Source organism: Acetitomaculum ruminis DSM 5522, assembly GCF_900112085.1.
In the GTDB taxonomy this organism is placed as follows: Bacteria; Bacillota; Clostridia; order Lachnospirales; family Lachnospiraceae; genus Acetitomaculum; species Acetitomaculum ruminis.
The window spans coordinates 42,520-56,768 of the sequence record NZ_FOJY01000017.1 but is presented as its reverse complement, the minus strand read 5'-3'; the positions used below and the strand labels follow the sequence as shown (position 1 = coordinate 56,768).

The 14,249-nt window shown below is 33.8% G+C and carries 11 protein-coding genes; 9 read left to right on the top strand and 2 right to left on the bottom strand.

All coding sequences use genetic code 11. From position 1 onward, the window contains the following. Positions 1 to 274 precede the first annotated feature (274 nt). The 9 genes from vanG (at position 275) to BM153_RS10795 (ending at position 12,866) form a co-directional block, all read left to right on the top strand. A complete protein-coding gene (gene vanG, locus BM153_RS10835) occupies positions 275 to 1,324 on the top strand; it encodes a D-alanine--D-serine ligase VanG (RefSeq protein WP_092873655.1) in 1,050 nt (349 codons plus the stop codon). Continuing rightward, a complete protein-coding gene (locus BM153_RS10830) occupies positions 1,321 to 2,079 on the top strand; it encodes a M15 family metallopeptidase (RefSeq protein WP_092873652.1) in 759 nt (252 codons plus the stop codon). Before vanG ends, BM153_RS10830 begins: the two co-directional genes overlap by 4 nt. After that, positions 2,072 to 4,195 (top strand): serine racemase VanT catalytic subunit, encoded by a 2,124-nt coding sequence (vanT, locus tag BM153_RS10825; protein ID WP_092873649.1) that lies wholly within the window; start codon positions 2,072 to 2,074, stop codon positions 4,193 to 4,195. Before BM153_RS10830 ends, vanT begins: the two co-directional genes overlap by 8 nt. A 115-nt stretch (positions 4,196 to 4,310) precedes the next feature. Further along, entirely contained in the window at positions 4,311 to 5,369 is a 1,059-nt protein-coding gene (locus BM153_RS10820; RefSeq protein ID WP_092873646.1) for a FecCD family ABC transporter permease, read from the top strand. After that, entirely contained in the window at positions 5,369 to 6,136 is a 768-nt protein-coding gene (locus BM153_RS10815) for an ABC transporter ATP-binding protein (protein ID WP_092873643.1), read from the top strand. The genes BM153_RS10820 and BM153_RS10815 overlap by 1 nt, the downstream gene beginning before the upstream one ends. After that, the gene (locus tag BM153_RS10810) at positions 6,126 to 7,325 is read left to right on the top strand and encodes an ABC transporter substrate-binding protein (RefSeq protein WP_092873640.1); all 1,200 of its coding nucleotides are present in this window, start codon (positions 6,126 to 6,128) and stop codon (positions 7,323 to 7,325) included. Before BM153_RS10815 ends, BM153_RS10810 begins: the two co-directional genes overlap by 11 nt. 47 nt (positions 7,326 to 7,372) lie before the next feature. Then, positions 7,373 to 7,960 (top strand): class I SAM-dependent DNA methyltransferase, encoded by a 588-nt coding sequence (locus BM153_RS10805; RefSeq protein WP_092873637.1) that lies wholly within the window; start codon positions 7,373 to 7,375, stop codon positions 7,958 to 7,960. A gap of 838 nt (positions 7,961 to 8,798) precedes the next feature. Next, complete coding sequence (gene carB / locus BM153_RS10800; RefSeq protein ID WP_092873634.1) at positions 8,799 to 12,017, top strand: carbamoyl-phosphate synthase large subunit; 3,219 nt, start codon at positions 8,799 to 8,801, stop codon at positions 12,015 to 12,017. A gap of 18 nt (positions 12,018 to 12,035) precedes the next feature. Then, the gene (locus BM153_RS10795; RefSeq protein ID WP_092873631.1) at positions 12,036 to 12,866 is read left to right on the top strand and encodes an exodeoxyribonuclease III; all 831 of its coding nucleotides are present in this window, start codon (positions 12,036 to 12,038) and stop codon (positions 12,864 to 12,866) included. 94 nt (positions 12,867 to 12,960) lie between these two features. Here the strand turns inward: BM153_RS10795 and BM153_RS10790 are convergent, their stop codons facing one another. Continuing rightward, complete coding sequence (locus BM153_RS10790; RefSeq protein WP_092873628.1) at positions 12,961 to 13,290, bottom strand: type II toxin-antitoxin system RelE/ParE family toxin; 330 nt, start codon at positions 13,288 to 13,290, stop codon at positions 12,961 to 12,963. Further along, entirely contained in the window at positions 13,280 to 13,537 is a 258-nt protein-coding gene (locus BM153_RS10785; RefSeq protein ID WP_092873625.1) for an antitoxin PHD, read from the bottom strand. Before BM153_RS10785 ends, BM153_RS10790 begins: the two co-directional genes overlap by 11 nt. Between the last annotated feature and the right edge of the window lie 712 nt (positions 13,538 to 14,249).

The window sequence follows — 14,249 nt, the reverse complement described above, 5'->3', positions numbered from 1 at the left end:
ACAAAAATCAAATAGATAACAAATAATAAAAAAAATCTCATATTGTTCACAAAAATATTTAATATATCAAAAATAAGAAATCCCTCGATAAAATCAGAAAAATAAAGGCGTTTGCAAAAAATAGAGAGATAAAATAAGAAAATCTTAAAAAAAATTACAAGAAACCTTTTATTTTTGATAATAAAGAATTCTTTTGTTGTTGCTAGAATTTAATTATGAAAGCAAGAAAAATATTTTTGCAATTATAAATCCGTACAAAGAAAGGGAGAAAAAAATGAAGAAAAAAAATATAGCAGTAATTTTTGGAGGTAATTCCTCAGAATATGAAGTGTCATTACAGTCAGCATCATCAGTTATGGAAAATATTAATGGTGAAAAATACGAAATACTTCCCATTGGAATAAGCAGAAGCGGTAAGTGGTTTCACTATACCGGAGAAATGAAAAAAATAGCAAAAGATGAATGGTTAGAAGATATTGAAAATCTAAAAGAAGTATCGGTATCCTTAAATCCTTGTAATAAAGGATTTTTAGAATTTGATAAGGACAAAATAAATATAATTTCCATTGATTTAGTTATTCCTATTTTACATGGAAAAAACGGAGAAGATGGAACCTTACAAGGAATGTTTGAACTGGCACAAATACCTGTAGCCGGGTGCGATACTTTATCTTCGGCTCTTTGCATGGACAAGGATAAAGCCCATAAAATAGTAAGCTTAGAAAATATAAAAGTTCCAAAATCAATTACCTTTAATGAAATAAATAAGGATAAAGCAATAAGACAAATAGAAGAAGAACTGGACTTTCCGGTATTTGTAAAACCTGTAAGGGCAGGCTCATCCTTTGGAATAACAAAGGTTTTAGGAAAGGATGAATTAGAAAATGCCATAAATTTAGCCTTAGAACACGACAACTTGGTAATTGTAGAAGAAAACATTGAAGGATTTGAAGTAGGATGCGGAATACTTGGAATAGATGAGCTGATTGTGGGAAGAGTAGATGAAATAGAATTATCCAGTGGATTTTTTGATTATACAGAAAAATATACCCTAAAAACCTCAAAGATTCATATGCCTGCAAGAATAGATGCAAAAACTGAAAAAAGAATACAGGATACAGCTGTAAAAATATACAGAGCATTAGGCTGTAAAGGCTTTGCAAGAGTAGATATGTTTTATACAAAAGAAGGCCAGATAGTATTTAACGAGGTAAATACTATTCCGGGATTTACCAGTCATAGCCGTTTTCCAAATATGATGAAAGGAGCAGGTCTGTCCTTTGAAGAAACCATTGAAAAGCTGATAGATCTTTATTTGAAATGATTAGAGAAATTATTTTAGAAAACAAAGATATATACAAAGGAAATCTAATTCTTGTAAATGAGTATTATCCTCTTAAAAAATTTGAAATAAATGATTTAAAACCTCTAGAAGATTCTGATATTTATTTAAAAAATGATGTAGTTGATATATTAGAAAAAATAATAAAAAAAATATCAGCTAAGGGGAAGATAGTATATGTAAGTGGCTATCGCTCCTTAGAAGAACAAAAAAATATCTGGAATGATTCTATAAGAGAAAGTGGCGAAGAATTTACAAGAAAATATGTTGCCATTCCAGGTTGCAGTGAACATCATACAGGTTTAGCTATAGATTTAGGATTAAAAAAAGAGGAGATAGACTTTATTTGTCCTGATTTTCCTTATGATGGAATATGTGAAGAATTTCGAAAACTTGCCTGTGATTACGGTTTTATTGAGCGTTATCAAAAAGAAAAAGAAGAAATAACAAAAATATCAAAAGAGCCATGGCATTTTAGATATCTGGGATATCCCCATTCAAAAATAATAAAAGAAAAAGGTTTTTGTCTTGAAGAATACATTGATTTTATAAAAGAATATGACAATGAAAAAAAATATATATTTAAAAACAGCAAAGAAGAAACTTTTGAAATATATTTCCTTCCTGCAAAGAAAGATAAGACCTTGTTACAGATTCCGGAAGGCTTAAATTATGAGCTTTCCGGAAACAATGTTGATGGCTTTATAATAACACTTTGGGGGAGAGAAAATGCTTAAAAAAGAAAAATATATAGCAATAGATTATTTTAGAATAATAGCTGCACTGTTAATTGTAGCAATACACACTGCTCCTCTTATAACCTACACAGAAACGGGAAATTTAATATTAGAAAGGGTTATAGGTCGCCTTGCAGTTCCCTTCTTTTTTATGACCACAGGATTTTTCCTCATTACAAGATATAGAAAAGATGACAGCAATTTAATAAATTTTCAAAAAAAGACAGCCTTTTATTATGCCATAGCCATAATAATTTATATACCTTTAAATATTTATACAGGCTATTTTAAAGTGGATAATCTTTTGCCAAATATAATAAAAGATACAGTATTTGACGGAACCATGTATCATTTGTGGTATCTTCCGGCATCAATTATGGCAGCAAGCCTTGTCTGGTATCTTTTAAAGAAATTTGATTATCAAAAATCCTTTATAATACTTTTAATTTTATACATTTTGGGTTTAATGGGAGACAGTTATTATAATCTGGCATGTAAAATCCCGGTATTAAAATCCTTTTATGATTTAATATTTCAGGTAAGTGATTACACAAGAAACGGATTGTTTTTTGCTCCGGTATTTTTTTTGCTGGGGGGATATATAAGTGATAAAGAAAAGATTATTTCTCTTAAAAAAAGCCTTATAGGTTTTGGAATCTTTTTTACTTTAATGCTTATAGAAGCTCTTATTATAAACAATCTTAATTTAAAAAGACATGATGCCATGTATATTTTCCTGATTCCTTGTATGTGGTTTTTGTTCAACTTTCTTTTAAATTTCAGGAAAAAACGTTTAAAAGGTCTGGGAAGGATTAGTCTTATTGTTTATATTATTCATCCATTAATGATAGTTTTCATAAGACTTATTTCAAAAATAACAGCTCTAAAAATCCTAATAGAAAATAGCCTTTTATTCTATTTTGAAGTTTGCGTACTGTCAATAATATTCGCCTTGTTTGTGGATAAGATAAGAAAAAAACTTAAATCTGAAAATAAAAACCGAGAATCTCTAAAAGACAGGGCTTATCTTGAAATAAATATTAAAAATTTAAAGTCAAATGTAAGGGAAATAAAAAAGGCAATGCCTAAAAAAGCTAAGTTAATGGCAGTAGTAAAGGCAAATGCCTATGGACACGGAGACTTTGAAATTGCCACAAACCTTTGTAAAATGGGGGTATCTGCCTTTGCAGTGGCAACAATTGATGAGGCTATAAGTTTAAGAAATTACGGAGTAAAAGGAGAAATATTAATACTTGGCTACACCTCACCACTGGAGGCAAAAAGACTTTCAAAGTATGATATTACCCAGTCTCTTATTGATTATGACTATGCTAAAAAACTTAATGAACAAGGTTACAAGGTAAAAACCCACCTAAAGGTGGATACCGGTATGCACAGACTGGGATTTTCCTATCAGGATAAAGAAAAAATATTAAAGGCATTTTCCATGAAAAATCTTAAAATTGATGGAATATTTTCTCATTTGTGTGTGGCAGACAGTTACGAAGAAAGCGATGTGGAATTTACAAAATTACAGATAAAAAGATTCTTTGAGGTAACTAACTATCTTAAAGAAAATGGTCAAAAGCCAAAAACCCATATACAAAGCAGTTATGGATTTTTAAATTATCCGGAAATAGAATGTGATTATGTTAGAGCGGGAATCTGCCTTTACGGAGTCTTAAGCTCACCAAAGGATAAAACAAAGCTTAAGCTTGATTTAAAACCTGTCCTTTCATTAAGATCAAAAATAGTATTAACCAGAAATATAAAGGCGGGAGAAAGTGTAGGCTATGGCAGAGCCTTTGTGGCACAACAAGATAGTAAAATCGCCGTAGTTCCCCTTGGATATGGAGATGGATATCCCAGAAATTTATCCTTTTGCGATAATTATGTACTTGTATCAGGTAAAAAGGCAGCAGTTATTGGAAAAATATGCATGGATCAGTTAATAATAGATATTACGGACATTCCAATGGCAAAATGTGGAAGCATCGTAACATTAGTAGGAAAAGATGCTGGAGAAGAAATACAATCAGTAGTAGTGGCAGATAATTCAGAAACCATAAATAATGAATTCTTATGCAGAATGGGAGGTAGATTGAAGATAGTGTAAGTGAAAATACTTTAATAAGTTGCTTATTTTTTATAATTTAAATGATTAAAATTATATATTTATTATCCCCCTGTGGGGCTTGTGGGTGAAAAAGTGATTTGCTATATTGAGTCTTATGTATGAGAATATTTATAAACAAAACAGAAACAGGAACATTACAGTAATAACATTTGTAGTTTTAGCAGTAATATTTTTGGCAATAGTAAGTTTGTTTACAGGCTCATCTAATATGACCGTAAAAGATGTGACAGATACACTTATTTTTAAAGGCGACGCAATAAATGGCAGAATAATCTGGAATATCAGAATTCCAAGAATAATGGCTGCTATAGTCGCAGGGGCAGGCTTGTCACTTTCTGGACTCATTATGCAGACTGTTTTAAACAATCCCATGGCATCTCCTTCTACGCTGGGAGTTTCAAATGCAGCTGTTTTTGGAGCAAATTTATCCATTATAGCCTTTGCAGGGGGATTTTTAAATGTTGGAAACAATTTGTCTAATTATCAGACCTCAGCTAACCCTTATGCCACTTCTTTAGTGGCTTTTGCTTTTTGTGTATTTTCTATTTTTTTAATTCTGGGTCTTTGCCGTATCAGAGCCTTTTTACCGGGGATAGTAGTTTTAGCCGGGATTGCCATTGGCTCCATATGGACGGCAGCCACAACTGTATTGCAGTTTTTTGCAACAGATGTAGGTATTTCGGCGGCTGTAATCTGGAATTTTGGGGATCTTGGACGAGCCACTTACAAGGTGGATTTGATAATGTCTTTAGTTGTTGTAATAGCAATAATCGTTTTTTCATTTCTATCCTGGAAATATAATGCTGTACTAAGTGGCGATCAGGTTGCAAAGTCAGTTGGAATAAATGTAAACAGGCTCAGGTTTTTGTCAATGCTTTTAGCTTCATTGTTGACTGCTGTGTGTGTTTCATTTCTGGGAATAATAGGTTTCATAGGAATAATAGCTCCACATATTACAAAAAAAATATTTGGACAGGACCATCGCATAACAATTCCTGTTTCTGCATTAACCGGAAGTTTGATTTTACTTCTCTCAGATACCTTTTCAAGAACCCTTGGAAATGGTTCTGCATTGCCGGTAGGTGCTATTACCTCACTTTTGGGAGCACCTTTTTTCCTTTTTATAATTTTTTCAAAAAGGAGGGATTATTAATGTTTGAAATAAAAAATCTCGTCTTTAGATACAAAAAGAAAGGAAATGACATTTTAAAGGGGGTAAATTTAAAACTTAAACCGGGAGAAATCGGTATTCTTTTGGGAGAAAATGGTGCAGGAAAGACTACTCTTTTTAAAAACATTTTAGGGATAGAAAAACCTGTGTCCGGAGAGATTTTGTTTGATGAAAAGGAGATGAGTAAGCTAAAAGAAGTGGAAAGGGCAAAATATATCGGCTATGTTCCTCAGAATATAAGATATGGAGCCCTTAGTGTTTATGACACTATAATGACCGGCAGAATATCCTGTTTTGGCTATAGGGTATCAGAAAATGACCACAAAAAAGTCTGCGAGGTCATAAAAAAAATGCGCCTTGAAAAATTAGCCGCTAAAAATGTTAATGAATTATCCGGGGGAGAAAGGCAGAAAATTGCCATTGCAAGAGCCATGGCAGCTGAGCCTGAAATGCTTATTTTTGATGAGCCCACGGGTAATCTTGACATTGCCAATGAGCAACTGATTCTAAAAGAGGCAAAAAAACTTGCAAAAGAATTAAACATTACCATCTTAACTTCATTACATGATTTAAACCAGGCGACCTTTTTAGGGGACAGGCTTTTTTTTCTGAAAGAGGGAAAAATCATTTATGATGTGAAAAAAGATGAAATCACGCCGGATATGATAAAAGAAACCTTTAATATAAAGGTAAGGATTATAGATATAGACGGTGAAAAATTAATTATTGGAGGAGAAAATGAAAAATAAAAAACTTATATCAATTATTTTAACAATTTTAACAATTATTGCTTTAACGGCATGTGGAAATAATGAAAAAGCTACTGCTTTATCAGACGAAAAAACTCCTACCACAGCCAATGCAGATGAAACTTCAGAAACTGAAGTAACTGACATGATTGGAAGAAAGGTAACAGTAAATCCTGGTAGTTACAAAAAAGTAGTATGCATAGGTGCGGGAGCCCTTCGTATGTACAGCTACATTGGTGATGTTTCCCTGCTTTCAGGTGTGGAGGATATTGACAATACATCTCTAAGTGAAAGACCACAAATGTTTGACGGTGTAGCCCGTCCTTATGTAATAGCTAATGAAGAAGTATTTTCACAACTTCCTTCCTGTGGTGTGGGAGGCCCAAATGCCCAGGCGGCAGAGGCAGAAAAAATCCTTAGCTGCAAACCGGACATAGTAATTTCAGAATATGAAGATGCAGATAAAGAAGATGCTTTACAAGAACAGCTTAATGTTCCGGTAATTACCTTAAAAACCGGCCCTATGGGAGTGTTTGATGATGCTTTTTTTGAATCAATGAATCTTTTGGGAGAAATTTTTGAAAAAGAAGATAAGGCAGAAAGTCTTGTAAATTATATTACTAAAGAAAAAGAAGACATAACAAAAAGAACTTCAGATATTAAAGAAGAGGAAAAACCTTCAGTTTATATCTGCGGTCTTGGAAATTGGGGAACCACAAATCACTTAATGACAGCACAAAATTATGTATCATTTAAGGTTGCCAATGTAAAAAATGTAGTTACCGGATTAGAGGCAGACGGAGTCCAGGAAATAGAATCAGAAAAATTTGTAAGCCTTGGTGCAGATACAGACATTATGTTTATAGATGCGGCAGCTGTAAAAAATATAAAACCTTTATATGAAGAAGACCCTTCCATGTTTGATACAATGAAAGCATGGAAAGAGGGAAATGTATATCTGGAAATGGCATTTAATGCTTATTATACAAATTATGAAACTGCCCTTATAAACACCTGGTACATTGCTAAAACAGTATACCCGGACAAATTTGAGGACATTGACATTACCCAAAAAACAAATGAAGTAACAAAAGCATTTTTAGGAAAGGAAATGGCCAAAGAAATCTTTTCAAAACCGGCAAGTTTTGGAGGATATCAAAAAATTGACACAAATTCTTTCTTTAAGTAAAGAAGGTTATAGCTTAATCTTTCCAAGTTCATAAGGGGATAAAAAATATGATAAAAAAACAAGATGTAATAACTTTTTTTGACAATTTAGCTTACCAATGGGACGATATGGAAATTCGTTCAGATAAAAAAGTTAATAAAATACTGGATAATGCCGGTGTATTTAAAGGAAAAAAAGTTTTGGATGTGGCCTGCGGTACCGGAACCTTAATAAAAGATTACATAAAAAGACAAGTATCAGAAGTAACGGGAATCGACATATCTCCCAATATGATAGAACTTGCCCAAAAAAAGTACGAAAACCTGCCAGGGGTTAAATTAATTTGTGGCGATGTGGAAGAGTGTGTTTTAGAAAAATATGATTGCATAGTAGTTTATAATGCTTTTCCCCATTTTCCAGACCCTGACAGACTGATTTTGTGCCTGTCAAATAAGCTCTTAGAGGGAGGAATCCTTACAGTTGCCCACTCAATGAGTAGAGAAAAAATAGACAGTCACCATGAAGGTATAGCAAAACATGTATCAAATGGCCTAATGGAAATAGAAGAACTTTCTAAAATTTTCGGAAAATATCTTCAAGTCACAAAGAAAATATCCAACGAGGAAATGTACCAGATAACAGGGAAAAAAATATAACAACAGTGTCAATATGTCCTTTTTCTTCATTTGTGAGAAAAAAATAGTGAGTAGTCTTGCTTCCACTTTTATTGTGGAAGCAAAACTGACTCACTAAACAAAAAGACTTAACAAGTAGCAAGAAAAAGTTAATCAAAACTCATTGTTTAGGAAATTTACATTTATTCCAAATGTGTGTGTGAGATAGATTAAGTTCATTTAGACTGAAAATTCAGCCAGGACATAATTTTAAATGTCAATAAGGACGAAGAAAACATTGACACTTACAAGGTAAGCAGGATTAAACTTACCGTAAAACCTTTGGATTAAGAACTTAAGTCTTAGGTTTCCTTCTGGCAATCTTTAAAAGAAACCTAAAAAAAGGAAAAAAGCAAAATCCGGTTCTTGTCATCTTTTTGTAAAAATGAAATCCACCCTAAAAGCAAAGCAATTGCCAAAATTCCCTAAAAAAGAAGCAAAATCATTTTTAATGTTAAATGCACATACTATATAGGAAAAATTTTTAAATTAGTTATTGGGCATTGGCAAAAGGTAAGCTTTATTAAGTATAAGCTGTAAAATTTCACCAAATACTTACGGGCTTAATGCAATATTTTTTGCACTGACAAAATAATATCAGATAATATTTGGGAATTTAAGCCACAAGGGGGGATATTTTTTAAATTTTCTATAAATTTTTTCACTCTGACCATGAAAAAAGGCATAAAGTATTAACTCTTTTAAACAAAAGGAAACTTACTCCGAATAATGTATAAATATTATGTTATAATTAAAGAAATTTTTGATTAATACACATCAATACCTTAAAAAAAGAAAATTTTACAAAAAGGAGAGAAAAATGCCACAAAGAAAAGATATAAAAAAAGTTCTCATTATCGGCTCAGGCCCTATTATTATAGGCCAGGCCTGTGAATTTGACTATTCCGGAACCCAGGCTTTAAAAGCATTAAGAAGCTTAGGTTACGAAACAGTACTGGTAAATTCCAATCCTGCCACCATTATGACAGACCCTGAGATGGCGGATATTACCTACATAGAGCCCTTAAATGTAAAAAGATTAGAGCAAATTATAAAAAAAGAAAAGCCGGATGCCCTGCTTCCAAACCTGGGAGGACAGTCAGGCTTAAATCTTTGTTCTCAATTATATAAAGAAGGTATCCTTGATAAATACAATGTAAAAGTAATTGGAGTTCAGGTAGATGCCATAGAGCGGGGAGAAGACCGTATCGAATTTAAGGACACAATGAATAAGCTGGGCATAGAAATGGCAAGAAGCAAGGAAGCCTATTCTGTGGAAGAAGCCTTAAACATAGCAAAAGAACTTGGATATCCTGTGGTATTAAGACCTGCCTACACCATGGGGGGAGCCGGTGGCGGACTGGTTTACAATAAAGAAGAGTTAAAAACAGTTTGCGAAAGGGGCTTAAAGGCCAGCCTTATCGGTCAGGTTTTGGTAGAAGAGTCCATTTTAGGCTGGGAAGAGTTAGAACTTGAAGTTGTAAGAGATAAAGATAATAACATGATAACCATTTGCTTTATAGAAAATGTTGACCCTGTGGGTATGCATACAGGAGATTCATTTTGTACGGCACCATTTTTAACAATTGACAAAAAATTAGAAGAAAAACTTAGGGAGCAGGCCTATAAAATAGTTGAGCATATCGGTGTTATCGGGGGAACCAATGTACAGTTTGCCCATGATCCTGTATCTGATAGAGTAATAGTAATAGAAATAAACCCAAGAACATCCCGTTCCTCTGCCCTTGCCTCAAAGGCAACAGGCTTTCCAATTGCCCATGTTTCGGCACAGTTAGCCACAGGACTTACCCTAAAAGAAATTTCCTGCGGAAAATATGGAAGTCTTGATAAATATAAGCCGGACGGGGATTATGTAGTAGTAAAATTTGCCCGCTGGGCCTTTGAAAAATTCAAAAATGTACAAGACCGCCTGGGCACCCAAATGAGAGCCGTGGGAGAAGTAATGAGCATAGGAAAAAATTACAAAGAAGCCTTCCAAAAAGCCATTCGCTCCTTGGAAAAAGACTGCTACGGCTTAGGTTTTGTAAAAAATTTAAATGAATTGTCCAAAGAAGAATTATTAAAAGAGCTTATAACCCCTTCAAGCTTAAGACATTTTCAAATGTATGAAGCCCTTAGAAAAGGTGCCACAGTAGATGAAATCTATGACATAACAAAAGTAAAAAAATTCTTCATTAAAGAAATGAAAGAGCTTGTAGAGGAAGAGGAAAAACTTCTTTTAAATAAGGGAAAACTCCCATCAGATGATGCTTTAATACAGGCAAAAAAAGACGGCTTTTCAGATAAATATTTAGCCAAAATTCTGGAAATTTCTGAAGATGACATTAGAAATAAAAGAGAAGAACTGGGGATAACGGAAAACTGGGATAAGGTTCATGTAAGTGGAACAAAAGACAGCTCATATTTTTATTCCACCTACAATGGCAAGGACAATAATCCTGTACAAAATGAAAAGAAAAAAGTAATGATACTTGGAGGAGGTCCAAACAGAATAGGTCAGGGTATAGAATTTGACTATTGCTGCGTTCATGCTGCCAAATCCCTTAAAAAGCTGGGCTTTGAAACAATAATAGTAAACTGTAATCCTGAAACCGTTTCAACAGATTACGATACCTCGGATAAATTATATTTTGAGCCCCTTACCTTAGAAGATGTATTAAGTATCTATAAAAAAGAAAAACCTGTAGGGGTAATTGCCCAGTTTGGAGGTCAGACTCCATTAAATTTGGCTGAAAGCCTTAAGAAAAACGGTGTAAACATATTGGGAACCACTCCTGAGGTAATAGCTTTAGCAGAAGACAGAGACCAGTTTAGAAATGTAATGGATAAACTGGGGATACCAATGCCTGAGGCAGCTATGGCATCAACCATTGAAGAAGCCTTAAAGGCAGCAGGTCAAATCGGCTATCCGGTAATGGTTCGTCCGTCCTTCGTCCTTGGAGGAAGGGGAATGGAAGTGGTTTATGACGATGAAAGCTTAAAAGATTATATGGATAAAGCTATAGGTGTAACTCCTGACAGACCTATACTTATAGACAGATTTTTAAACCACGCCTTAGAATGTGAAGCTGATGCCATAAGCGATGGAAAAACAGCCTTTGTACCTGCAGTAATGGAGCATATAGAACTGGCAGGAATACATTCCGGAGATTCCGCCTGCATCATTCCATCAAAGCATATTTCACCAAAAAATCTTGAAATAATAAAGGATTATACCAAAAAAATCGCTGAAGAAATGAATGTTGTGGGATTAATGAATATACAATATGCCATTGAAAATGACAAGGTATTTGTAATAGAGGCAAATCCAAGGGCATCCCGTACAGTGCCATTGGTTTCAAAGGTATGTGGAATAAGAATGGTACCATTGGCTGTTGATATATTAACTGCTCAGTTTACAGGAAGAACTTCACCTTTAAAAGAATTAAAAGAAAAAGAAATACCATACTACGGGGTAAAAGAGGCAGTTTTTCCATTTAATATGTTTCCGGAAGTTGACCCGGTACTTGGTCCGGAAATGCGTTCAACAGGAGAGGTTTTGGGAATATCAAATACTAATTCAGAAGCTTTTTATAAGGCTCAAGAAGCTGCAAACCAGACCCTACCTTTAAGTGGATGTGCCCTTATTTCTCTTAATAGAAAAGATAAAGACGAAGCCCCGGAACTTGCTAAAATGCTTAAAGAGGCAGGCTTTAAAATAGTAGCAACAGGTCAGACCTATGACAAAATTAATGAAGCCGGCATAGAAGTTACAAAAGTAAAAAAACTCTATGAGGGACGACCGAATATAATGGATATGATAACCAACAAGGATATTGACCTGGTAATAAATACTCCAAGTGGCAAAGAAAGCATCCATGACGACAGCTATCTTAGAAAAACAGCCATAAAGGCACAGGTTGCCTATATTACCACCATAACAGGGGCAAAGGCAGCAGTAGAAGGTATAAAGAATGTATCCCAAAATGGCGATGATGAAATAAAATCCTTACAGGAATGGCATTCAAAAATACGATAAATAAAAAGGAAGGTAAACATGACAAAATTAATATCCTGGAATATAGATTCCCTAAATGCAGCCTTAACATCAGATTCTGCCAGGGCAAAGCTTTCAAGAGATGTCCTTGATACTTTGGTAAAAGAAGATGCTGATGTAATTGCAATACAAGAAACCAAACTTCCATCTACCGGCCCATCAAAAAAACATATGGAAAAACTTTCAGAATATTTTCCGGATTATAAATATGAATGGGTAAGTTCTGCTCCCCCTGCCAAAAAGGGCTATGCAGGAACAATGGTTTTATATAAAAAAAATTTTAGTCCCACAAAAGATACTCCAAAAATCGGGGCACCTGATACCATGGATGAGGAAGGAAGGCTTCTAACCTTAGAATTTGACGACTTTTATCTGGTAAATGTATATACCCCAAATGCCGGGGATGGCTTAAAAAGGCTTAAAGAAAGGCAACAATGGGACATAGCCTATGCAAATTATTTAAAAGAATTAGATGATAAAAAGCCTGTTATCGCCTGCGGAGACTTTAATGTGGCTCATAAAGAAATAGACCTGAAAAACCCTGACAGCAACCACTTTTCCGCCGGATTTACTGACGAAGAAAGAGAAGGATTCACCAATCTTTTAAACAAGGGATTTATTGATACCTTCCGTTTCATTAACGGCGACATAAAAGATGTTTATTCCTGGTGGGCACAAAGAATAAAAACCAGTAAACAAAATAACTCCGGCTGGAGAATAGACTACTTTTTAGTAAGCGAAAGAATCAAAGAAAAAGTAAAACAATCATCTATGATAGACTCCGGTCCAAGACAAGACCACACACCGATTCTTTTGGAAGTGGAAATTTAGGAAAAAGATATAAATTATAACAACTAATTTTGAAGAAACGAAGCTTTGTAAAGGTCCCCCATTTACTGGATAGTTAAACCAGTGAATGGGGGTTTTACAGTTCTTTGATAATTTTGTCCTGATTACGACCAGAATAGACAAATCTCAAAACAACAATTTCTTTTTCAATATCATTGATCAAATAATAAACAATGTAATTTTTAACGACAAAGTGTCTTACTTCTTCTCTTTTTAAAAAATCATTTTCAACAAGGCGTCCTGTAAGTGGATGTTTACATATATCATCAATTTTTTTCTCAAATTCGTCAGCAAGAAGTGATGCTGCATCCTTATTTTTTAAAACTTTAGAAATATATGCGAATGTTGAATCAATATCATTTTCTGCGGTCTTGGTGAGAACATAGTCATATGCATTAGATGCCATGGTTTTCTCTCAACTTTCTTAAAGATTCTTTTCCCTTAACTACATTACCTGTTTCGAAATCTGAAATACCTTTGTTGACAAGGTTTGCTTCATCAATTTTTTGTAAGATACGTTCATAATAATCAATATCCATTACAACAAGTCTTCCATAACCATTTTTTGTCACAAATACCGGTTCATTAGATTCTGCACATAAGCGCTCAATTTCTACAGTATTTTTTAGAACTCTCATTGGAACTATTTGCATAATAAAACCTCCTATCTGTGGCTAAATTATAATATATATTTAGCCACAATACAAGAAACAAATCTCAAAAATCATAGCAAACCTCGAAATTCAACTGCCCATCGGCTAAAGCCAATGGGTTTCTCGCCGAGGGTCGAATTATGAATCAGGAATGTCTTCCTGGAGAAGGCAAAAAGCATGGGGGTGGGTGGGAAGAATGTAAAGAAAACTTAAAAAATATAAAAATAATGTGAAAAAATAATACTGGTATAATTAAATAAAGTGAAAAATAAAATTAATTATCAGGAATTACAAAAATATTACCAAGAAAACCAAAAAAACGCTAAACACTTCTTAAAATATTTCGATAACTTTACTAGAGTATCTAACCGGATAGCTATATCCGGTGGTTTAAAAACTAAAGAAAGCATACCCTGATTAGATAATTACTCATAAAAGGCATCTATTAGATTCGGCTTAGGGGGGTTAAAACTTCTAACTCGTAGCTAAAAGAAGAATTACTGAAATTGTGAAAAAGGGATGTTATTTAAGCTTTTTGTTCCTTTATTAAATATCTTAAATAAAGGACCTAAAGGATAAAAAGATTATTCTAAAGCCTAAAAAAGATTAGTCTAAAGTCTAAACAAAAGATTAGACTAAAGCCTAAGTTAAATATCCTGGTAGAAAAAAGTGGATTAGGAAAGGTTTTTACTAAGAAACTTCCACAGCTTCA